Origin of the sequence: Cryobacterium luteum (genome assembly GCF_900110125.1) — a bacterium.
Taxonomy (GTDB): Bacteria; Actinomycetota; Actinomycetes; order Actinomycetales; family Microbacteriaceae; genus Cryobacterium; species Cryobacterium luteum.
The window spans coordinates 270,596-291,139 of sequence record NZ_FOCN01000001.1; the positions used below are offsets into that span (position 1 = coordinate 270,596).

Here is a 20,544-nt window from a genome sequence, read left to right on the forward strand (position 1 = left end):
CTACCTCCAGCGCCAGGAATCGACGGCCGCGGCGATGATCTCCTCGCCGTTGTCCTCGGGAATAACGAAGGAGACCACGAAGAATTTCACTGGCTCGTCGGCAGACTGGTAGGTGTCCGGTGCGAAGACGGTGAGGAACGCCTTGGTCCGGGTGTTCTCTGCGGTGCTGATCAGGCGGGTGAGGTTGGCGTCGACGCCGTCGAGGGTAACAGCCTCCTTCAGGCTCGTGACCTCGCCGGCCTCGGGAAAGTAACTCTGGTTCAGAAACTCGACCATGTCGTCCAGGCTGCCGCTCGGAGCCCATTCGTCGGTGCTGGCCACCGACACCGGTTCCACCAGCACGCTGCCCAGGATGCTGCCCACCCCGGTCTTATGGATGACACCGTCGGCGTCGCGTTCACCCCACAGTTCCAGGGAGGTGATGCAGCCCTCCGTCTTCTCAGCGGATTGGTTGTTGAGGTATTCGCCCGGCCCGTTGAAGGAGTAGCAGGGAGTGATGACGGGTTGGGCATCGGTGAGTACGGCCGTGCCGATTCCCGATTTCACCAGCGCAACCACGATCACAGCGGTCACCAGCACGTTGGCCACCACGGCCAGGGACGACCCGATCAGGCCCGCGAGACCGAACGATTTGCCGCCGGGTCGGCGCAGAGCCACGATGCCGAGGATGATGCCGGCGATCCCCAAGAGCAACCCGAGAATCGGGATCCAGCCGGTGACGAAGGCGCTGATACCGACGATGAGGGCCGCGAGCACGATGCCGCCGCGACGTCGCGGTGGGCTCGGCACGGGAAACTGACCGGGGAACTGCTCGGCCAGGCCGGCGGTCTGAGGTTGTCCCTGGGGTGAGTCGATGGTCATCTGGGCCTCCCGGCATCCGTTTACGTTAACGGTACCCATTCGCACGAATGCGGTTACTTGCCCCGGCGAATCTGTGGATTACTCGATGGCCGAGCCAAAACTACCGAACGAGCGGAACCTCAAGGATTGCAGGTCGGGTATGGACACCGGTGAGGGCGCGCTCGAGGTCGCTGCGGGTGGCGGCCAGCTCGTAGTCCCAGCCGTAGGCTGTGGCGAGCGCCTTGAGGTCGACGCTGCGCGGGGTGTACAGCACGCGCTCCATCGCCGCGGGCGGGGCGGTTGCGGCAACCTCAAGGCCGTCGAAGATGCTGCCGCCGCCGTCGACGCCCACGATCACCTGAACCCTTGGCCTGGGCTCTCCCGGGGCGAGCAGCAGAGACCCGACGTCGTGCAAAAAAGTGAGATCGCCCAGCAACACCCGAGTCACCCCGACCGAGCGCGGCTCCGGTTCGGCCTGGCTCGCGAGCGCCACACCGAGTGCCGTCGCGATGGTGCCGTCGATACCGGCCAGTCCACGGTTGGCCAGCACGGTGATCTTCTTACCGAGCACGCGCTTGTCGGCCTCGCGAATGAGCCGGGAGGCGCCGAGCACGAGCCGGTCGTGCGGCCACGACGCCCGCCACACCGCGTCGACGAGCAGCGCCCGAGTCAGCGGGGCGCGCAGCACGGCCAGTTCAGCGCGGGTTATGCCGCGTTTGTCGATCGGTACCCGTTCCGCGCTCGCCTCTGCCTCCGATAGCGCCCGGCTGGTCATGACCCAGCGGCCCAGCCACTCGCGGCCGGCCGGCGTGCGCGAGGCCGCAGCGCACGCCGCATCCGCTCCGATCGAGCGGGTGAAGGCTCGTACGACGTGGCCGGGGTTGTACCATTCGAATCCGGTCGGGGCGACAACGATGGTCTCGACACCGTCGCGTGCGATGAGGGCCGGTATCTCACGGCTGAGGGTGGGGTGGCCGAACACGATGACGCGTTCAACCTGACCGCCGAGATCGATGGCAGCGAGCAGTTCCCGGTAGTGCACGATCAGGTTCGGTCCGAATCGGGCGCCGCTCGACACCTCGGCGAGCAACGGCCAGCCGCCGGCATAGGCGAGCTCTTCGGCCGCTGGACCGGCACCGTCACCGGCCACGACGACCGTGCGCGGTCCCGGCGCAAGCAGCATCGTCGGCTCGTCGGTCGGCCCGGAAGCAGCGCGGGCAACCGGCGTCAGCACGGTCAGCCCCATCGGCAGTGCCGACGACAGCGGCTCGCGAAAGGCCAGGTTCAGTTGCGCGGGGCCGGGAGCCGTGGTCGCGGCGCCGGTGGCGGCATCCATTGCCTGCCGCGCGAGCGCCGTGGCGATTTCGGCCTCATCGGGTTCACCGACCGGAGCGGGAACATCCAGGCACAGCCGCGTGGCAACCCCGAACAGGCCCGCCTGCACGGTGGTCTGATTCGAGCGGATGCCGCGCAGCTCGGACGGGCGGTCCGCCGTGAGCAGGATCATCGGCACCCCGGCGTGGTGTGCTTCGAGCACGGCCGGGTGGAGGTTGGCGACAGCGGTTCCCGAGGTCACCACGACGAGGGCGGGCAGACCGGTTTCGAGCGCGAGGCCGACGCTGAGAAAACCGGCGCTGCGCTCGTCGGTACGCACATGCAAGCGGATGCTGCCGGTTCGTTCCAGTTCAGCCGCCGCCAAGGCGAGGGCCTGCGATCGTGCGCCGGGGCAGAGCACCAGATCACGCACTCCGAGTCGAACGAATTCGTTCAGGAGGGCGATGCTGAAATCGGTCGCCGGGCTAGTACGGGTTGGGTTTACAACGGTATTCTCAGGCATCCCGACGGCCAGGCTGCTCGCCATCGCCCGGTTCGCTCTTCTTCTTTTTCGGGTCGACGCCAGCCGTGTCGGCAGCGCCAGCGGCACCACCCTTTTTCGGTGTCGGGTCGTTCTTGTCGAGATCAGCGAGGTCCTGCTCCATGCGACGGATGCGTTCCTGCTGGTCCTTCTCGTTGAATGGGCGGTTTTCTCCGGTAGCGGTGGTAACGCTGCCGCCGCTGTTCAACCCGCGCAGAAAATCCAGATCGTCATCAGGAGCGACCGATCGGAAGGATCGGGTAGTCGGCGTGGCCCGACCATGGCCGACGAGCAACCAGAGCAGCGGGCCGATCAGCGGAACCAGCACGATGACGAAAATCCAGACCCAGCGGGGCAATCCGCGAATGCGTTTGCGGTCAAAAACGGCGCAGTCCACGAGGGTGTAGACCGTGAGAATGACCAGGGCCAGTCCTAGTCCGATCAAGAGCTTGGGCATATCCCGATTGTAAGCCGCTTGGCCGTGAGAGACATGTGCGGATGCCCAGCCGCGGCATTCTAAGCTGGATCCATGAAATCCGTGCCCCCGTGGCTGTACTACTCCGTGCTGCGCGTCTTGATGTTTGCCGTTCCGCTGGCGATTCTGCTGTCCCTGGGATTCTGGCCGTGGGCTGCGGCCGTGATCGCCGCCCTGCTCGGACTGTGCCTGTCCTACCTTTTTCTGGGCAAGTCCCGCGAGAGCGTTGCCCGTGACCTGTACCGGGCCCGGCACCCCGACAGGGAGCCGGTGAACCCGGATTCCGAGGTCGAGGATCTGGCTCTGAATACGCAGGAACAGACCGGCTCAGAACGCGAAAGCAAGTCCCAGTAGCAGGCCGTAGGCGAGCGCCGCGAGGCTCGTCAGCTTCAGTGCGAGGATGAGCTCCTTCGCCGACGTCGCGGTGATCGTGATGAGGCAGGCCGGCAGCGCCAGCAGCAGCACGAAGAACGTGAAAATTCCGCGCGGATAAAACACGCTGAAGAACCCGGCGATCACGAACGGCAGCAGCAGAAAGACGCAGAACACGACCCGGGAGGCCGTGCTGCCGATCCGCACTGCGAGGGTGCGCTTGCCGGCGGCCTTGTCGGGAACGATGTCGCGCAGGTTGTTGACCATGAGCACCGCGCACGCGATCAGCCCAATGGCCACACCACCGAGCACGCTTTCGGTCGTGAATTCACCGACCTGCACATAAGTCGTGCCGGCGGTGGCGACCAGACCGAAGAACACGAACACGAACAGTTCGCCCAGTCCCAGGTAGCCGTAGGGCTTCTTGCCGCCGGTGTAGAACCACGCAGCGGCGAGAGCGACCACGCCAACGGCCAGGAGCCACCAGTATTGCGTCAGCACGACGAGGGTCACTCCCCCGACGGCAGCAAGGCCGAAAAAGACGAGGGCAACGCGCAGCACGGTACGCGGGTTCGCAACGCCGCCGCCGGTGAGTCTGGCCGGTCCGACGCGAAAGGCATCGGTGCCGCGAATGCCGTCGGAGTAGTCGTTGGCGTAGTTGACGCCGATTTGCAGCAGCAGTGCAATGGCGAGCGCGAGGAGCGCGCGTACCGGGTGATAAATGCCGGGGCCGCTCGCGACGATAGCAGCACCGGTGCCGACCAGGACCGGAGCGACGGCGAGCGGCAGGGTGCGCAATCGTGCGCCCGAGATCCAGTCGGCGGCGGTGGCCGGCTTGACCGCGGCCGGTCCCTTGCGCGGCGGGCCATTCTTGAAGGCCGGATGTCCTGACTTGCCGCTGGTCCTGGTGCCGGCATCAGCACCGGACAGCTTCGCCGCGGGGTTCAATCGTTGTTGTTTGGGCCTGACCGGCCGAGCTCCTTGTGCCACGCCCCCATCGTACTGTCCAGCGCCGGATCGGCCTGCGCAAGACTGGCCGCAGCACCAGCCAGCGCGCGGCGATCGGGTTTGCCCGAAGCCAGCAGCACGATCTCCGGCACTCGCACGATGCGTGCAGGCCGTGCCGCACGTCCCAGCAGCGCCACAACGGATGCCGCGAGCCCCCCCTCGATGGCTCCCCCGGCCACCACGATGACCGGCACCTGCCCCCACCTCTCGTCGTCGACGCCGACCACGACGGCCTGCTCGAACCCCGGATACACGCGCACAATCCGTTCGACGGCATCGAGCGACACCTTCTCGCCGCCCGAAATGATCACGTTATCGGCGCGGCCGAGCACCGTGACGCCGCCACTCTGCGGGTCGACCTCGCCGAGGTCGCCGGTGCGATACCAGCGCACGCCGTGCTCCAGCAGAAAGCGGTCAGCAGTGCGCGCCGCATCGTCGAGGTAGCCCTCGGCGAGCACCGAACCCGACAGTTCGAGCTGCCCGTCGACGACACGAATGAGGGTGTCCCCGATCGCAACACCGTTGTAGACGCAACCGCCGGCGGTTTCCGACGACCCGTAGGTGCGTACGACGCGCACGTCGAGTTCGGCCGCCCTCGATATGAGTTCAGGTCGGATCATTTGCCCGCCGACCAGAATCGCGGTGAAGCGACGCAGCACTGCCAACAGGGCCGGGTCATCCGCTGCGTCGAGCAGGCGGGCCAGCTGCACCGGAACCAGCGCGGTGTAGCGCAGCGGTTCGGTCATGGTCTCGGCCAGCCGCCGAAAATCCTGCGGGTCGAAGTGGCCAGGCGCCAGCACGAGAGGGGTGGTCTCGGCGGCGATGGACCGCACGAGCACCTGCACCCCGGCGATATAGTGCACGGGCAGCGCCAGGAGCCATTGTCCGGCTCCGCCGAGGGCCACGACCGAGGCTGCAGCGCCGGCGAGCAGCGCGTTGGTGGAGAGCATGACCCGCTTGGGCGTGCCGGTCGACCCCGAGGTCTCGATCACCACGGCGACGCGTTTCGGCACGGCCCCGAGGTGCGTTCTCGCGTCGGGTTCCGCCGCGCCGGCACCGACTGGCACCGGAAGCACGGCCGGCCCGCTTCCGGCCAGCGCATCCCGTAGCACGGCCAGAAAGTCGAGCGGATGCTCCGGCGCGAGCACCCGAAGCGGCCTCACGAGCGCCCGCCCACGTCAGTACTGCCAGGGATACGGCGACCAGTCGGGTTCGCGCTTCTCCAGGAACGAGTCCCGCCCCTCGACGGCCTCGTCGGTGCCGTAGGCCAGCCGGGTCGCCTCGCCGGCAAACACCTGCTGGCCGACCAGGCCGTCGTCCACAGCGTTGAAAGCAAATTTGAGCATCCGAATGGCGGTGGGCGACTTGGTCAAAATCTCGCGGGCCCAGTCCAGCGCGACCGTCTCGAGCTCGGCATGCGGAACGACCGCGTTGATCGCGCCCATCTCCAGGGCGCGCTGGGCCGAATACTCCCGTGCCAGAAAGAACACCTCGCGGGCGGCCTTCTGGCCGACCTGGCGGGCAAAATAGGCGCTGCCGTATCCGGCGTCGAAGGAACCGACGTCGGCATCCGTTTGCTTGAATTTGCCGTGTTCGGCGCTCGCGATGCTCAGGTCGCAGACCACGTGCAGCGAGTGTCCCCCGCCTGCTGCCCAGCCGGGTATGACGGCGATGACCACCTTGGGCATGAAACGGATGAGCCGCTGCACTTCCAGAATATGCAGGCGTCCCGCCCGCCCCGAGTCGATACCCGACGCGGTGTCCCCCTCGGCGTACTTATAGCCGTCGCGGCCCCGAATGCGCTGGTCTCCGCCGGAACAGAAGGCCCAGCCACCGTCTTTGGCGCTCGGCCCGTTGCCGGTGAGCAGTACGACGCCGATCTTCGAGTTGGTGCGCGCGTCGTCCAGAGCCGCGAACAACTCATCGACGGTGCGGGGCCGGAAGGCATTGCGCACTTGGGGCCGATCGAACGCGATGCGGGCGATCCGACCGCTGCGATCGTGGTGGTAGGTGAGATCGGTGAGATTCTCGAAGCCCGCAACGGCCTTCCATTGGCTTGCGTCGAAGATTTCGGATACCTGTTCGCTCATGCTGTCAGCCTACGCGGGGCCGGGGCGCTGTCTCCAACTCATAAGAAAGACGATTGAGAAGACGAAAAAACCTCAGGTACTGTGGACCAAGCAAGAAGTCAACCCCTTGCCATCCACCCCGTTCGGGGGTGTACTAATGACTTGGAAAGTACGGGGAGGTCGCCATGAAAACCACACACGGCAGCACGATCAACTGCGGGGGCACACACTCATGACGACCACCGTTCAGGAATCCCGCACCGCATCGCCCCGCCGAGCCGCCGTGCCGGGCAATTACAACGCCGCGTCAACGGATGCGTTCGGAGACTACCTGCGGCGCATCGGCAAGGGGAGCCTGCTCAATGCCGAGCAGGAAGTCGACCTGGCTCGCCGCATCGAGGTGGGGCTGTTCGCCGAGGCTCGACTACTGAAGGTCGAAGGCGCGGCCACGCGGGATTCGGCCGACGAGCGCGAGCTGGCCTGGCTGGTGCACGACGGGCGCCGCGCCAAGAACCAGTTCATCGAAGCCAACCTGCGTTTGGTTGTGAGCATCGCCAAGCACTATTCCGGTCGTGGCGTGCCCATCATGGACCTCGTGCAGGACGGCAATATGGGACTCGTCCGTGCCGTCGAGAAATACGACTTCATGACCGGCTACAAGTTTTCGACCTACGCCACCTGGTGGATTCGACAGGCCATCCACCGCGGCATGGCCGACAAGTCGCGCATGATCCGCATCCCGGTGCATACCGCCGAGAAGCTCAACAAGATCAAGCGCATCCGGCGCGACCTCACGAGCGTGCTCGACCGTGATCCCACGGCACGCGAGATCGGTGAAGCCGCCCAGCTTCCCGTGCGAGACGTGCTTCGGCTGCTGCAATACGACAACGAGCCGATTTCCCTGCACACCCCGGTCGGTGACGGCGCCGGCGACATGGCCGAGCTCATCATCGACGATGACCTTCCCCAGCCCGACGAACATGCCACGCTGACCCTGCGGGCCGCCGACATCCGCTATTTTCTCGATACCCTGCCACCGCGGGAACGTTCCATCCTGCGGGCACGGTTCGGCCTCGACGGTAATGAGCCGCGCACCCTCGACCAGATCGCCCACATTGAGGGAGTCACCAGGGAGCGGGTGCGACAGATTGAAAAGCGTGCGCTGGCGCTGCTGCACGTACCGAGGTTGGAGCATTACCTACGGGACTGAACGCCAGCCACATCGATTGCACGCGAGCAGGAGCGAGACATGGGAAAACTGACCTACGACTCGACCCTCACCGCGGACTTCGACGATCGCATCCTGGCTCATATCCAGGTCGTCATCGGTGCCAAACTGCGCCGCGGCGAATCGTTCTATTTCAGCTGGCGCGACGACCCGCAGGCCGGGGACGGGCGCAGCACGATCTGGTTGCACCCCGGCATTTCCATCGCCTATAAATACTTCGGCAGTCGTTCGCCCACGCTCAACCGGGACTGGATCGAAGCACTCATGGCCACGGCCAATTCCTCCGTCGGATTACAGATCGTTCCGGAACCCCGCTCGCCGGCGTCACCATCCAGCTCCGCGAAGGACGAACTATGAACCGAATCGACATCGTCTACGGCGGCAAACCCTATTCGCTCGGCGGTCGTTCCATCGAATCCATTCAGGTCGAGATCGATGGGGCCCTCGCCGTCGGCCTGCCCTTCTGGTTGCGGGTGAATAGCGGCGAGGGTCGTTTCGAAGACGCCTACCTACTGATCGCCCCCGGCATTCCCGTGGCCATGGTCAACGTGAAACCGAACGGCGTCGACCACGACCATGACGGCGACGAATTGTATGAGCAGGACTAGGGCGAAGAGGATTAGTGCGGCGCTGGCCGTCTACCCAGCCGGAGGCTGACACACTGGAACCATGATGACCTCACTGGATGCCACGGTCCCGCCCCTGGAAGAGCTTCTCGGTTCCGCGCACGTTGTCTCCCTGAAACTGTTCGACCGGTTTCGCGGGTTGGACAATCGTGAAGCGCTGCTGTTGGAGGGGCCCGAAGGGTGGACCGAGTTCTCGCCGTTCGGTGAATACGACGATGCCGAGGCCGCGAACTGGCTCCGGGCCGCCATCGACTTCGGTTGGCAACCCACTCCGCACGCACTGCGCACAAGCATTGCGGTCAACGCCACCGTGCCGGCCGTTCCCGCGCACAAGGTCGCTGAGGTGCTCGCTCGTTTTCCCGGCTGCCGAACCGCCAAGGTGAAGGTGGCCAGCCCCGATCAGACCCTCGCCGACGACGTGGCCCGCGTGGCCGAGGTGCGCCGCGTACTCGGCCCTGAGGGACGCATCCGCATCGATGCGAACGGCCTGTGGAACGTCGACGAAGCCGAACACGCCATTCACGCGTTGAGCGCCTTCGACCTCGAGTATGTCGAGCAGCCCTGCATGACCGTGCCCGAACTCGCCGAGATTCGCCACCGCACCGCCTACCTGAGCGTGCCGATCGCCGCCGACGAGAGCGTGCGCAAGAGCGGCGACCCGCTCGCCGTCGCCAGAGCCGGTGCCGCCGACATCCTGGTGATCAAGGCTCAGCCGCTCGGCGGCATCCGCGCCGCATTGTCCATCATCGGCCAGACCGGGCTGCCGGTCGTGGTTTCCAGCGCCCTCGACACCTCGGTCGGGCTGTCCATGGGCGCCCACCTCGCGGCATCCGTTCCCGGACTGTATTTCGACTGCGGCCTCGGCACTGCCTCGCTGCTCGCCGACGACGTGACCCGTGAACCGCTGCTTCCGGTCAACGGGGCTGTCCCTGTGCGCCGGGTCGTTCCCGATGCGGCACTGCTGACGCAGCACGCCGCCAGCCCGGAACGCCGCGACTGGTGGCTCGCGCGCCTAGCTCGAACCCACGCGCTCGTCGCCGGTGCCTAGCGCAAGTTCATACCGCGAAAGCGGGAAAATTGTTGCTTCAACCCGGTCGAAACAACGCTATGCCCGCTCTCGCGCGGGTTACAGTCCGGAGTAGGCGTGCAGTCCCTTGAAGAACACGTTGACGATGCCGAAGTTGAACATGACGGCGGAGAATCCGATGATTGCGAGCCAGGCTGAGCGTGATCCGCGCCAGCCGCGGGTCGCGCGGGCGTGAATGTAGCCGGCGTAGATGACCCAGATGATGAAGGTCCACACCTCTTTGGTGTCCCAGCCCCAGTAACGACCCCAGGCCTGTTCGGCCCAGATTGAGCCGGCCATGAGGGTGAAGGTCCACAAAATGAAGCCGATGATGTTGATGCGGTAGGCCAGGTTCTCCAGCGTCGCTGAAGACGGCAGCGTGGCCAGGAAGCGCAAGCGAAGAGCGGATGAGACGGCTCCGCGCGGCGCGGCCGTTCCCTCGAGTACGTGGTTCTCCCGCCTGAACTGCAGCAGCTGCACGGTCGACAGCGCGAAGCCGAGCGCGAACATTCCGGTGGCCAGGGACGCTACGAAGACGTGGATGACCAGCCAGGCCGACTGCAGCGCCGGCGGCAACGGGGCCACTTCCACGTAGAACTGCAGGGCGGCCACCCCGAGCAGCACGAGCACGAGGCCGGTGACGAAGGTGCCGAGAAAGCGCAGGTCTGACCGGATCAGCACGATCAGGAACACCGTCATGATGAGCAGGGTGCCCGTCATGGCGAACTCGTACATGTTCGCCCACGGCACCCGGTTGGCTGCGAAGCCGCGCATGATGGTGGCCGCGAGGTGCAGCGCCCAGGCCAGCACGGTCAGGGCGACTCCCACGCGCAAGCTCGATGACCGCCCATAAGGCAGGGCAGCATCGTTGTCCATGCGGGCGCTGATGCGGCGCAGCACGGGCTGTTTCAGGGCCGGTCGCGCGAGGGTACGGGTGCTGCCAGCGGATGCGGCGGCGCCGGACGCGGGTGCGGCATCCACTTCGACCAGGTCGGCCGCCTCGATGGCGTCGACGGCGCTCGAGCGACGGGCGAGGTCAACGGCGAAAGCGATGAACGCGAGGGCGTAGACGGCCATCGCCGAGTACAGCGCGTAGAGCGAGTACGAGTTGAGCAGTGCGGGATCAGTCAGATTCACGATGTAAGCCTAGGTCATCTCTTCGGGGCGATTCGGGGGTGGCGACGACGGGTTGGTGGGTCTTCAACAGTTTGAGGTGACGGTCGGCCATGGCGGTGACGGCGGCTTCGAGGGCCGGGTCGTCACCACGGGCGAGGCCGGCGTATTCGAGGTGCACGCTGCCGTCGGGGCGGGTGCTGGCTTTCACCCAGACCCGGCGACGCGGCACGAGTAGTCCGGTGAACAGGCCGAACAGAACGAGCGCGGAGAACGAGATCAGCCAGACCTGGGTGGGGTCGTGGTGAATGTCGAAGCTCGCGAAGCGCGAAACTGACTGGGAGAAATCGCCGGCGGCGGAGGCGGCCGGGTCGTTGTCGACGAAGCTGACGGTGCCGAGCCCGTTCGGCAGCTCGGCCGATGCGCCCGGCTTGAGCTCGATCGAGTCGACGCCGGTGGCGCCGCCGGTCTGCTGCGTCAGGGTGTCGGTGGTGAGGGCATACACGGAGGTCGGTACACCGTCATCGAGTCCGAGATCACCGGTGTAGACGTTGAGGGTGAGCAACGGGTATTCCAGATCGGGATAGCTGGAGAAATTGGCGCCGGAGGCCATTTTGTCCTGGGTCGGGTAGAAGAAGCCGATCATGCCGAGCTGCTCGGCCAGGCCGTCGGGAACTTTCACGATGCCCAGTGAGGTCAAGTTGGCGTCCTGCGGCAAGAACGGCACCGAGTCGGAGAACACGACGGTGCCGTCGGGGGCGGTGACCGTGATGGTCGGCGCGTACCCGTTGCCGAGCAGGTAGATGTTGGTGCCGTTCGTGCGCAGCGGTGCGTTCACCTTGACGACGCCGGGGTCGGCGGCGCCACCCTTGGGGGTGACGGTCACGTCGGCGGTGAAGTCGATCGGCTGCCCGTAGGCCTGTAGGTTTTGCTGTTCGTAGGAGACAGCGAAGTCGTCCAGGTTCAGGGTGTACGGGTCGAGGGTGGCGTCGTCGAAGAACCGCCCGGGATTGAAGGAGTCGTAGGCGAGCAGGGTGTTGACAAAGGTCTGGCCCTCGACCAACACGCGTTGGCCGCTGAAGCCGTAACCGCCGCCGAAGCCGACGGTGATCAGAACGCCCACGAGAGCGGCGTGAAAGAGCAGGTTGCCGGTCTCGCGCAGGTAGCCGCGCTCCGCTGAAACGGATGACTCGCTCGCTGCGTCAAAGCGGGCGACGCGGTAGCCGCTGGATTTCAGCAGGGTGCGGGCGTGCGTGATGGCGGTGGCGGCATCCGTGTGGGCCGGTGCGTCGCGAGTGGTGAAACCCGACAGGCGGGCGAGGCGTGCCGGGGTGGTCGGCGGTTTGGCGCGCAGGGCCTGGAAGTGGTGCTTGGTGCGCGGAATGACGCAGCCGATGAGTGAGATGAACAGCAGCAGGTAGATCGCCGAGAACCAGGCCGAGCTGTACACGTCGAAGGCCTGCACCGTGTCGAGCACCGGTGCCAGGTCGGGGTGGTCGATAAAATACTGGGTGACGCCGTTCGGGTCCGACGTGCGTTGCGGCACGAGCGATCCGGGTATGGCGGCGATGGCGAGCATCAGCAGCAGGAACAGGGCGGTGCGCATGCTCGTGAGCTGACGCCAGAACCAGCGCAACCAGCCCGTGATGCCGAGCTTGGGCTGCACGACGCCGGCCTGCGGCGTTTGCGGGCGGGAATCGATGTGGTCAGATGGCCGGGACAAAGCTGCCAATCACCCCTTGCAGGTCGAGGAGCCAGGTGTTCCAGATGCCGCTCACCATGAGTACTCCGATGACGACGAGCAAAACCCCGCCGAACAGGTTGATGGCACGTATATGCCGTTTCAGGAATGCGACGGACCCAGTGGCCCAGTTGAGGCCGAGGGCGATCAGCAGAAACGGGATTCCGAGGCCGAGGGAGTAGAACAGCGCGAGCAGTCCGCCCTGCCAGGGCGAACCGGTGCCGAGGCTGAGCGAGTTAATGGCGGTGAGGGTCGGGCCGGTGCAGGGGGTCCAGCCCACCGCGAACACCGCGCCGAGCACGGGAGCGCCGGCCAGGCCCATTTTCGGACGCCAGTTGGTTTTGATCGTGCGCTGCATCGCGCCGAACTGGCCGACGAAGACCAGGCCCAGCAGAATGACAACGATGCCGGCGAGCCGCGTGATCAGGTCGCGATAGGAGTTGAGCCAGAATCCGGCGGCACCGAACACCACGCCGGTGAGTACGAACACCACGGTGAAGCCGAGCACGAACAGGCCGACCCCGGCGAGGAGCCGGGTGCGACCGCGCCGATCCCGCTTCGAGGCGCCGGTGCGTCCGTCGGTGAAGCCGCCGATATAAGCGAGGTAGCCGGGTACGAGCGGCAGGATGCACGGGGAGGCGAAGGAAACCAGACCGGCGAGCAGGGCGATGGGGATAGCGAAGAGCAGCTGACCGCTGAAGACGATCTCTCCGAAGGGATTGTTCACTCGGTGCTGCTGGTCTCGGTGGGGCTCTCCGCGATCGTGTCGCGAATCAGGGTTTCCAAAATGGACGGCGAGGTGAGCTGGCCGAGGATGCGCGCCGCGACCCGGCCTTCGGCGTCGAGCACGAGGGTGGTCGGCACAGCGTTGGGCGGAATGCTGCCGCTGAAGGCGAGCTGCATGGCGCCGGTGTCCACGTCGAGCACCGAGGGGTAGGTAACGCTGTAGGTCTCGTTGAAGGCGAGGGCGTTCGGGGCCTGGTCACGCACGTTCACTCCGAGAAAGCTCGCGCCCTCGTTCTCGAACTGCGCGTTGATGCTCTGCAGATCGGATGCCTCGGCACGGCACGGCGCGCAGCTCGCGTACCAGAAGTTGACGACGAGAACCTCACCGAGCTTGTCTGTGCTCGACACGGTCTCACCCGTCTCTGTCACGCCAGAGAAGTCGATGGGCTCGCCACGATCGGCGAGGGCGATCTCGGTCACACTGCCGTCGCCGGCGATGAACCCCTTGCTCGAGCCTTCCCGGTACTGGTCAGCGAGGGGGTCGGAGGAGCAACCGGTGAGCAGAAAGGCAGCGGCAGCCAGGGCAATCAGTGAAGAGAGACGGCGTTTCATACAGCACCCACATCATTGCTCGGGTCGAGAAGAGCCAGTGCCGGACTGGCATAGGCGGTTTCAGCGAAGTGGTCGCCGTGCCAGGAGACCGTGGTGATGCTCGACAGGTCACAGCGGCGTTTCCGCGGATCGTGGGCGAGGCGTTCGTGGACCAGCGCGCGGTGCACCATCCAGATCGGTAATTGGTGGCTGACCAGCACAACGTCACCCTCATCGACCGAGTTCCAGGCATCGTCGATAGCCGCGAGCATGCGGGTGGAGACGGAGCGGAACGGTTCGCCCCAGCTCGGCCGGAGCGGGTTGATCAGGGCCGGCCAGTTGCGAGGGTCGCGCAGCGCGCCGTCAGGGCCGCGCATCCGCTTGCCTTCAAACGCGTTCGTCGGTTCGATGAGCCGTTCGTCGGTGTCGATCGACAGTGCGAAGGCCGCGGCGATCGGCGCGGCCGATTCCTGCGCGCGTTGCAGCGGCGACGCGATGACGCGCACGACGGCGCGGCCGCGTTCGACCAGTTCCTCGGCGGCGGTGGCCGCCATGAGCACGCCCCGCTCAGAGAGCCGATAGTTCGGCAGCCGTCCGTAGAGCACGCGATCGGGGTTCAAAACCTCACCGTGACGCACGAGATGCACTTGACTGGCTACCACCCGACCAGTCTACGGAGGGGCCAGCCTAGAATCCGCCGTGAGAGCGGCCCGCGACAGCTCCGGCTAAACTCGAATAGTGACTTCGCGCGTATTGATCAAGAACCTGTCCGCTCTCGATGACGGCACCGTTTCGGTGTCGGGTTGGGTCGACACGGTGCGCGACCAGAAAAAGGTGCAATTCGTCGTGCTTCGCGACGAATCCGGTGCCGTGCAGCTGGTCAATCCCCGCAGCACGGATGCCGACGGCCAGGTTGTCGCCGACGAGCCGGCCACGAGCATCTCGGGCCTCGCCCAGGGCACCTTCGTGACCGTCACCGGGCAGCTCAAACACGACGAGCGAGTGAAGCTCGGCGGCATCGAAATTAAGCTCGCCACCCTCGAGGTGGTGTCCGCTGCCATTCCCGAGACGCCGATCGCGGCCGACTCGAGCCTCGACAAGCGGATGGACTGGCGCTTCCTCGACCTGCGCAACCCGAAGCAGAACCTCATCTTCCGCATCCAGACCACGTTCGAGCACGCGCTGCGCACGTACTGGATCGAGCACGACTTCATCGAGCTGCACACCCCCAAGCTCATGGCCAGTGCGAGCGAGTCGCGCGCCGAACTGTTCGAGGTGGGCTATTTCGACACCAAGGCGTACCTCGCGCAGAGCCCACAGTTCTTCAAGCAGATGGCCCAGTCGGCCGGTTTCGGCAAGATCTTCGAGGTGGGCCCGGCGTTCCGCGCCGACCCCTCGTTCACGAGCCGCCACGCCACCGAGTTCACCAGTATTGACTCGGAGATCAGCTGGATCGACAGCCATGACGACGTCATGGCGCTGCACGAAGATCTCATGGTCGCCGGCTTCACCGCGGTCAAAGCGAAGCACGGCGACGAGGTCAAGGCCCTGTTCGACGTTGAGGTGACCGTTCCGAGCACGCCGTTCCCGCGCATCCCGCTCGCCGAAGCCAAGGAGATCGTGAAGAGCCGCGGCTACGAGGTTCCCCGCGACGACGACGACATGGACCCGGAGGGCGAGCGTCAGATCGCCGCCTACGTGGCCGAGAAGTATGGGCACGAATTCGTGTTCCTCACCGACTACGCCTCGAGCATCCGCCCGTTTTACCACATGCGTCACGAGGGCGACGCGTCGATCACCAAGAGCTACGACCTCATCTTCAACGGCACCGAGATCTCCACCGGCGCCCAGCGCGAGCACCGCATCGAGGTGCTCGAAGCCCAGGCGATCGAAAAGGGTCTCGACCCGAAGGAGATCGGGGGCTACCTCGACTTCTTCCGCTACGGCGTACCCAGCCACGGCGGTTTCGGCATGGGCCTCGCCCGCGTGCTGATGCTCATGCTGCACCAGGCCTCGATTCGGGAGGTCACCTACCTCTTCCGCGGCCCCACGCGCCTCGAGCCTTAAGCCTTTAGGGCAAACTTCAGGGCTCACCGAGCCGTGAGTGTTGGCTTGTTTTTCGCCGGCAAACTCACGGCTTGCGGCGATCTGGCTCGGCAGCTGCACTTTTCGTTGCGGGGACGAGCACCACCACGGCCGTCTCCATTGACCGGCGACGCGCAAAGTTATCGAGTTCTTTGTCGAGGGTGCGCCAACGGTCCCACAGCCGATCGCGCTCGGCGCCGGTCGCAGCGTGCGCGACCACCCGACGGGGACCGTGAGCGAGTTGAACGTCGGCCTCCGGGTGAGCCTGCAGGTTGAGCCACCAGGCTGGTTCCCCCTCACCCCACCCGTTCATCGCCATGGTCACCAGGTTCGGCCCATCGTCGAGGTAGCCGACGATTACCGGTCGCTCCTGACCGCTGCGGCGCCCGATCGTGGTGAGGCGCAGTGTGCCCCACTTGTCGACTCGGGCGGGCCAGAGGCCGCGGCGTCCCCCTGTTGCTCGGTACAGGCCACGGTGAACCTTCCACGCCAGCTTGATGAACCATCGCGGAGGCAGCGGCGCCTTGCGCTCTGCGGTCATGATGACTCTTCCTGAGCGGATACCGCACCGACGGCTTCACAGTCGGGCGCTGGCACCATCGCGACCGTTTGAGGCGAGCGGCATCGGCGAAGACGTCGAGTGTCGGGTCGAGCGCCCATGGTCATTGTCTCCCTCAGCCGGAATCACCTGTACGGCGTCGCTCGGCAGGATCCGTCCCGCCGATTGCGACCCTACCGGCGAATCGCGCCTCGGGACAGTGGCTAAAGCCGTTTTTGCGACTATGTGCGAACACGGCGCGCCAACCACGGGCAGATCCCGCGAATGGCAGTAGGTAGGGGCGCTGAAAACGAAGGATGACTCCGGCTTCGCGGCTCGCAGCTGGAGTCCATAGGCGCCGCCCCGGGTGATCGACAGCGACAACACACTCCTGGCCATCGCCGGCGGCGGCGTCACGACCGGAGGTACGGCATCCGCTGCCCTGATCGTGCTGGGCTTTGGCGCGCTCCTGCTGCTCGTGCGCCGTCTCCCCCGCCTCCGTTAGTTCGCCGAAGCTCGCCGACCCGTGAGTCTCGACCCGTTTTTCGCGAGAATTGAGCTGAAACTCACGGCTCGGTGGCGCTGTCAGACCTTGAGGTCGACGGCGAGACGGTCGGCGACAACGGTGCGAATGAACGCGCCGACCTTCTTGTGCTCTGGGTGCTTCTGGTAGCGATCGAGCGCGTCGAGGTCGTCGAAATCGGCGATCAGCGCGACGTCCCAGTTGTCATCACCGGCAACATCCGGTCCCACGGTCAACGCACGAATTTCGGGAACGACGCCCACAAGAGCCTCGAGGCCGGCCACGATGCCCGCAGCGTCGTCAGCCTTTCTGCGCGGGGTGAGAGCGTTCAGTTTCCAGCAGACGATGTGGCGAATGGTCATGAGACCTCCAGTAGAGCACTGCGCAGGCGCACGGGGTCGATGCGCCAGTAATTATGCACCTTGCCGTTGATGAGGAGCACCGGAATGTCCTCAAGATAGCGTTCGTGCAGTTCGGCGTCATCGAGGATGGAACGTTCCTCGAAAGTGATCGTGGGTGCTGCCGCGACGCCTTCGAGCTTGGCGACGACACTGCCGACGAGGTCACGTGCGTCGTCGCAGAGGTGACAACCGGGCTTGCCGATCAGGGTCAGGTGTGCGGTGGCCATTGTTCCAGCCTACGACGTTCGGTGCCGGTGCCCGGTCGCCGGAAAGCAAAAAGCGCCAGTCCCGAAGGGCTAGCGCTTTGCTTATAGAACGATCTACTTCTTATTGCGACGCTGGTGGCGAGTCTTGCGAAGCAGCTTGCGGTGCTTCTTCTTCGCCATACGCTTGCGTCGCTTCTTAATTACAGAACCCACACGGACCTCACAAGTATTGGTTTAGTCGCGGGGCCCGCGACTGACACGAAAACACCATTCTACCGGACAAAACCGGCTCCAACTACTCAGCCGCCGGATCGGGGCTGATCTAGCCGTTTCTGCGCCACTTTTTGGCGGTGGCATCTTTGACGACATGCGACATTTGTGAGGCGTCGGCGAAGGCCTTGCCGATGGCGGAGGCGAACGCACGCTGCTCGTCTTTCAAACCGGCGTCGGTCTCCGGCTCGGCGCCCTTGACGGCCTGATCGAAGTCGACGCTGAGGAAGGGAATCAACCAATCCTCAATCTCTTCGAGCGGAGCATATTCGAGTCGGTAGAAGCGGTGCTGGCCGTCTTCGCGCACGGTGACCAGGCCGGCTTCGCGCAGCACCTTGAGGTGCTTCGAGACGGTGGGCTGGCTCAGTCCGAGATGGCCGACAATGTCGGACACGCTCAGTTCGCCGCGGGTTTCACCGGAGGGTATGTAACGCTCTAAAAGGATGCGCAAGATGTCCCGTCGCGCCGAGTCCGCCACCACGGTGAAGATGTCTGCCATACCTCAGGGTAGTCATTACTGCTGGTTAATCACCACCGCCGGGTAGTACCATGTCAAACTGGCAATGGTCGCAGGTCAATCGGGGGTTCCAGGTGTTGTCTCGAAGTGGAACCGAGTATTTTTTTCCGCGCCCGGTCTCCCTTTTGGTGCGGGTTCGGGATGGCGTGGATTCGCTCGCCCACAAGTCGCCATCGCGGTTCGCGATCCTGGTGTTCTCAGCGCTCATCATGGTATTCACCGTGTTGTTCTCCCTGCCAATCGCCTCGGCGGATCGTGCGATCACGCCGCTGCACGATGCCGTGTTCACCGCCGTCTCGGTCATCTGTGTCACCGGCCTGGCCACGGTTGACATGGCCACCCACTGGTCGCCGTTCGGCAACATTCTGGTATTCGTCGGCGTCAATATCGGCGGCATCGGCGTGCTCACCCTCGCGTCGCTGATGGGACTCGTCATCTCACGCCGACTCGGGTTGCGCGCCAAACTTATGGCGGCGAGCGACTCCAATCCCTCGCGCATTCACGCCGGGCCGGTCAATGAGGGCCAGACCGTTCGGCTTGGCGAGGTCGGCAGCCTGTTGCTCACCGTCGCGATCAGCGCCATCGTCATCGAGATCGCGGTCGCAGGGCTGCTCTTTCCTCGTATGCTGCAGGCCGGCGTGCCTCTCGGTGAAGCCTTCTGGCACAGCTTCTACTACGCCGCAATGGCCTTCACCAATACCGGGTTCAACCCGAACATCGGTGGCCTCGCACCGTTCGCGGACGACTACTGGTTTCTCGGCGCTCTCATGATCGGCGTGTTTCTCGGCAGCCTCGGCTTTCCGGTGATCTACGCCTTCGCGCGTGGCTGGCGCCGCCCGCGTCGGTGGTCGGTGCACGTGAAACTCACCCTCGTGACGACGGTGGCCCTGATGGTCTTCGGCATGGTCTTGTACATCGTCCTCGAGTTCGATAATCCGAACACGTTCGGGTCGCTCAATGCCGGCGATACCATCTTTCAATCGTTATTCATGTCGGTGATGACCCGGTCGGGCGGCTTCGCCACGATCGAGATCAGCGATCTGAACGGATCGAGTTTGCTGCTCAGCGACATGCTCATGTTCATCGGAGGAGGGTCAGCGTCGACCGCGGGCGGTATCAAGGTCACAACCCTGGCCATCCTCTTTCTCGCCGCCTTCGCTGAAGCCCGCGGCAAGCAGGAGATGGAGGCCTTCGGTCGCCGCATTCCCAGCGATATTCTGCGCCTGTCGGTCAGCGTCGTACTGTGGGGGGCCACCACCGTGGCCGTTGCGAGCATCCTCATTCTGCACATCTCGAAACAACCGTTCGACCTGGTGCTGTTCGACGTGATCAGCGCGTTCGCGACCTGTGGGTTGTCGACCGGGCTTACCGGCGATCTACCGCCGGAAGGTGTCTATGTCATGGCGGCGACCATGTTCATGGGCCGCGTTGGTACAGTGACTCTCGCGGCAGCACTGGCCGCGAGTCATAGCAGGCAATTGTTCAAACGCCCGGAAGAGAGACCCATCGTTGGTTGACCGCATCAAACACGACGCCCCCGTGCTCGTCATCGGACTTGGACGCTTCGGCGCGGCCACCGCCGGTCAGCTCGACCGGCTGGGCCGCGAGGTACTCGTCGTCGACACCAGCGAGGCGCTCGTCTCGAAGTGGTCGGAGCGGGTGACCCACGCCGTTCAGGCGGATGCCCGCTCGCTCGAGGCTCTGCAACAGATCGGCGCTCAGGACTTCTCCATCGCCGTCTGCGCGACCGGTTCCTCGGTCGAAGCCAGCGTGCTGATCGTCGCCAATCTGGTGGACCTGAAGATTCAGCAGATCTGGGCCAAGGCGATCTCCAAGTCTCATGGCAAGATTCTCGAACGTATCGGCGCCAACCACGTCATCTACCCCGAGGCGGAAGCCGGCGAGCGCGTCGCCCACCTGGTGTCAGGCCGCATGCTCGACTTTATCGAGTTCGACGATGACTTCGCCCTAGTGAAGATGTACCCACCCAAGGCGATTCGCGGACTCAACCTCGTCGATTCTGCGGTGCGCCGTAAGTACAACGTCACCGTCGTCGGCGTCAAGAGCCCCGGACAGCCGTTCACCTACGCGACCGCGGAGACCGTCGTTTCCAACCACGACCTCATCATCGTGTCGGGCGCCGAGGCCGATATCGAACGGTTCGCAGCTCTCGGTTCGTAACGCTCCCCCCTATTCGGGGGATTCGACCGGCTATTCTCCTACTACGGACATTTCTCAGGCAGTTCACCCGTGGCTGCGCGCTGACGAGGTGTGCGTGGACGGAAAGGCTCTCC

General features: G+C 65.0%; 25 protein-coding genes. 9 read left to right on the top strand and 16 right to left on the bottom strand.

Annotated elements, in window-relative coordinates; translation table 11 throughout:
* From BMW72_RS01295 to BMW72_RS01305, 3 genes are all read right to left on the bottom strand, one after another.
* The gene (locus BMW72_RS01295; RefSeq protein WP_092106455.1) at positions 1 to 861 is read right to left on the bottom strand and encodes a DUF4190 domain-containing protein; all 861 of its coding nucleotides are present in this window, start codon (positions 859 to 861) and stop codon (positions 1 to 3) included.
* A 100-nt stretch (positions 862 to 961) separates the two neighbouring features.
* Positions 962 to 2,677 (bottom strand): 2-succinyl-5-enolpyruvyl-6-hydroxy-3-cyclohexene-1-carboxylic-acid synthase, encoded by a 1,716-nt coding sequence (gene menD, locus BMW72_RS01300; RefSeq protein ID WP_174843173.1) that lies wholly within the window; start codon positions 2,675 to 2,677, stop codon positions 962 to 964.
* Complete coding sequence (locus BMW72_RS01305) at positions 2,670 to 3,152, bottom strand: PLD nuclease N-terminal domain-containing protein (protein ID WP_092106459.1); 483 nt, start codon at positions 3,150 to 3,152, stop codon at positions 2,670 to 2,672. The genes menD and BMW72_RS01305 overlap by 8 nt, the downstream gene beginning before the upstream one ends.
* A 72-nt stretch (positions 3,153 to 3,224) precedes the next feature.
* On the opposite strand from BMW72_RS01305, the gene BMW72_RS01310 reads away from it, so the two are divergent.
* The gene (locus BMW72_RS01310) at positions 3,225 to 3,524 is read left to right on the top strand and encodes a DUF4229 domain-containing protein (RefSeq protein ID WP_092106461.1); all 300 of its coding nucleotides are present in this window, start codon (positions 3,225 to 3,227) and stop codon (positions 3,522 to 3,524) included.
* Here BMW72_RS01310 and BMW72_RS01315 read toward each other — a convergent pair.
* The 3 genes from BMW72_RS01315 to BMW72_RS01325 are packed head-to-tail and all read right to left on the bottom strand — an operon-like array spanning position 3,498 to position 6,640.
* Positions 3,498 to 4,490 carry a 1,4-dihydroxy-2-naphthoate polyprenyltransferase gene (locus BMW72_RS01315; protein WP_422386313.1) on the bottom strand — a complete coding sequence of 331 codons (993 nt, stop codon included), beginning with the start codon at positions 4,488 to 4,490 and terminating at the stop codon, positions 3,498 to 3,500. The genes BMW72_RS01310 and BMW72_RS01315 overlap by 27 nt on opposite strands.
* Positions 4,487 to 5,713, bottom strand: a complete 1,227-nt coding sequence (locus BMW72_RS01320; protein WP_174843174.1) for an AMP-binding protein — start codon at positions 5,711 to 5,713, stop codon at positions 4,487 to 4,489. The genes BMW72_RS01315 and BMW72_RS01320 overlap by 4 nt, the downstream gene beginning before the upstream one ends.
* A gap of 15 nt (positions 5,714 to 5,728) precedes the next feature.
* Positions 5,729 to 6,640 carry a 1,4-dihydroxy-2-naphthoyl-CoA synthase gene (locus tag BMW72_RS01325; protein ID WP_092106463.1) on the bottom strand — a complete coding sequence of 304 codons (912 nt, stop codon included), beginning with the start codon at positions 6,638 to 6,640 and terminating at the stop codon, positions 5,729 to 5,731.
* A gap of 211 nt (positions 6,641 to 6,851) precedes the next feature.
* Between BMW72_RS01325 and BMW72_RS01330 the strand changes: the two genes are divergently transcribed.
* The 4 genes from BMW72_RS01330 (at position 6,852) to BMW72_RS01345 (ending at position 9,521) form a co-directional block, all read left to right on the top strand.
* Positions 6,852 to 7,829, top strand: coding sequence for a sigma-70 family RNA polymerase sigma factor (locus BMW72_RS01330; protein ID WP_166787769.1), 978 nt, complete (start codon positions 6,852 to 6,854; stop codon positions 7,827 to 7,829).
* Positions 7,830 to 7,868: 39 nt separating this feature from the next.
* Positions 7,869 to 8,204, top strand: coding sequence for a DUF7882 family protein (locus tag BMW72_RS01335; protein WP_092106467.1), 336 nt, complete (start codon positions 7,869 to 7,871; stop codon positions 8,202 to 8,204).
* Positions 8,201 to 8,455, top strand: coding sequence for a hypothetical protein (locus BMW72_RS01340; protein ID WP_092106469.1), 255 nt, complete (start codon positions 8,201 to 8,203; stop codon positions 8,453 to 8,455). The genes BMW72_RS01335 and BMW72_RS01340 overlap by 4 nt, the downstream gene beginning before the upstream one ends.
* A gap of 61 nt (positions 8,456 to 8,516) precedes the next feature.
* Positions 8,517 to 9,521, top strand: a complete 1,005-nt coding sequence (locus BMW72_RS01345; protein WP_241983974.1) for an o-succinylbenzoate synthase — start codon at positions 8,517 to 8,519, stop codon at positions 9,519 to 9,521.
* A gap of 78 nt (positions 9,522 to 9,599) precedes the next feature.
* On the opposite strand, the gene ccsB is transcribed toward BMW72_RS01345, so the two are convergent.
* The 5 genes from ccsB to BMW72_RS01370 are packed head-to-tail and all read right to left on the bottom strand — an operon-like array spanning position 9,600 to position 14,372.
* A complete protein-coding gene (ccsB, locus tag BMW72_RS01350) occupies positions 9,600 to 10,616 on the bottom strand; it encodes a c-type cytochrome biogenesis protein CcsB (RefSeq protein WP_092106821.1) in 1,017 nt (338 codons plus the stop codon).
* A 46-nt stretch (positions 10,617 to 10,662) separates the two neighbouring features.
* The gene (gene resB / locus BMW72_RS01355) at positions 10,663 to 12,375 is read right to left on the bottom strand and encodes a cytochrome c biogenesis protein ResB (RefSeq protein ID WP_092106471.1); all 1,713 of its coding nucleotides are present in this window, start codon (positions 12,373 to 12,375) and stop codon (positions 10,663 to 10,665) included.
* On the bottom strand, positions 12,359 to 13,120 hold the full coding sequence (locus tag BMW72_RS01360) for a cytochrome c biogenesis CcdA family protein (protein ID WP_092106473.1): 762 nt from the start codon (positions 13,118 to 13,120) through the stop codon (positions 12,359 to 12,361). Before BMW72_RS01360 ends, resB begins: the two co-directional genes overlap by 17 nt.
* Complete coding sequence (locus tag BMW72_RS01365) at positions 13,117 to 13,731, bottom strand: TlpA family protein disulfide reductase (protein ID WP_092106475.1); 615 nt, start codon at positions 13,729 to 13,731, stop codon at positions 13,117 to 13,119. The genes BMW72_RS01360 and BMW72_RS01365 overlap by 4 nt, the downstream gene beginning before the upstream one ends.
* A complete protein-coding gene (locus BMW72_RS01370; RefSeq protein ID WP_092106477.1) occupies positions 13,728 to 14,372 on the bottom strand; it encodes a histidine phosphatase family protein in 645 nt (214 codons plus the stop codon). The genes BMW72_RS01365 and BMW72_RS01370 overlap by 4 nt, the downstream gene beginning before the upstream one ends.
* 76 nt (positions 14,373 to 14,448) lie before the next feature.
* Here BMW72_RS01370 and aspS point away from each other — a divergent pair, with 76 nt between their 5' ends.
* The gene (gene aspS / locus BMW72_RS01375; protein WP_166787770.1) at positions 14,449 to 15,777 is read left to right on the top strand and encodes an aspartate--tRNA(Asn) ligase; all 1,329 of its coding nucleotides are present in this window, start codon (positions 14,449 to 14,451) and stop codon (positions 15,775 to 15,777) included.
* 64 nt (positions 15,778 to 15,841) lie between these two features.
* Here the strand turns inward: aspS and BMW72_RS01380 are convergent, their stop codons facing one another.
* Positions 15,842 to 16,336, bottom strand: coding sequence for a nitroreductase/quinone reductase family protein (locus tag BMW72_RS01380; protein WP_092106481.1), 495 nt, complete (start codon positions 16,334 to 16,336; stop codon positions 15,842 to 15,844).
* 364 nt (positions 16,337 to 16,700) lie between these two features.
* Between BMW72_RS01380 and BMW72_RS18595 the strand changes: the two genes are divergently transcribed.
* Positions 16,701 to 16,838, top strand: coding sequence for a hypothetical protein (locus BMW72_RS18595; protein WP_166787771.1), 138 nt, complete (start codon positions 16,701 to 16,703; stop codon positions 16,836 to 16,838).
* Between the two features lie 80 nt (positions 16,839 to 16,918).
* Here BMW72_RS18595 and BMW72_RS01385 read toward each other — a convergent pair whose 3' ends face one another.
* The 4 genes from BMW72_RS01385 to BMW72_RS01400 form a co-directional block, all read right to left on the bottom strand.
* Positions 16,919 to 17,218: a Dabb family protein gene (locus tag BMW72_RS01385; protein ID WP_092106483.1), complete on the bottom strand. Its 300-nt coding sequence runs from the start codon at positions 17,216 to 17,218 to the stop codon at positions 16,919 to 16,921.
* Entirely contained in the window at positions 17,215 to 17,484 is a 270-nt protein-coding gene (locus BMW72_RS01390) for a glutaredoxin family protein (RefSeq protein WP_092106485.1), read from the bottom strand. The genes BMW72_RS01385 and BMW72_RS01390 overlap by 4 nt, the downstream gene beginning before the upstream one ends.
* A 93-nt stretch (positions 17,485 to 17,577) precedes the next feature.
* Positions 17,578 to 17,676: a 30S ribosomal protein bS22 gene (locus BMW72_RS01395; RefSeq protein ID WP_003792170.1), complete on the bottom strand. Its 99-nt coding sequence runs from the start codon at positions 17,674 to 17,676 to the stop codon at positions 17,578 to 17,580.
* Between the two features lie 109 nt (positions 17,677 to 17,785).
* The gene (locus BMW72_RS01400; RefSeq protein ID WP_092106487.1) at positions 17,786 to 18,232 is read right to left on the bottom strand and encodes an ArsR/SmtB family transcription factor; all 447 of its coding nucleotides are present in this window, start codon (positions 18,230 to 18,232) and stop codon (positions 17,786 to 17,788) included.
* Between the two features lie 50 nt (positions 18,233 to 18,282).
* Here BMW72_RS01400 and BMW72_RS01405 point away from each other — a divergent pair, with 50 nt between their 5' ends.
* Together BMW72_RS01405 and BMW72_RS01410 are read left to right on the top strand one after the other, a co-directional pair.
* Positions 18,283 to 19,767, top strand: a complete 1,485-nt coding sequence (locus tag BMW72_RS01405) for a TrkH family potassium uptake protein (RefSeq protein WP_092106489.1) — start codon at positions 18,283 to 18,285, stop codon at positions 19,765 to 19,767.
* The gene (locus BMW72_RS01410; RefSeq protein WP_092106491.1) at positions 19,760 to 20,431 is read left to right on the top strand and encodes a potassium channel family protein; all 672 of its coding nucleotides are present in this window, start codon (positions 19,760 to 19,762) and stop codon (positions 20,429 to 20,431) included. Before BMW72_RS01405 ends, BMW72_RS01410 begins: the two co-directional genes overlap by 8 nt.
* Positions 20,432 to 20,544 lie beyond the last annotated feature (113 nt).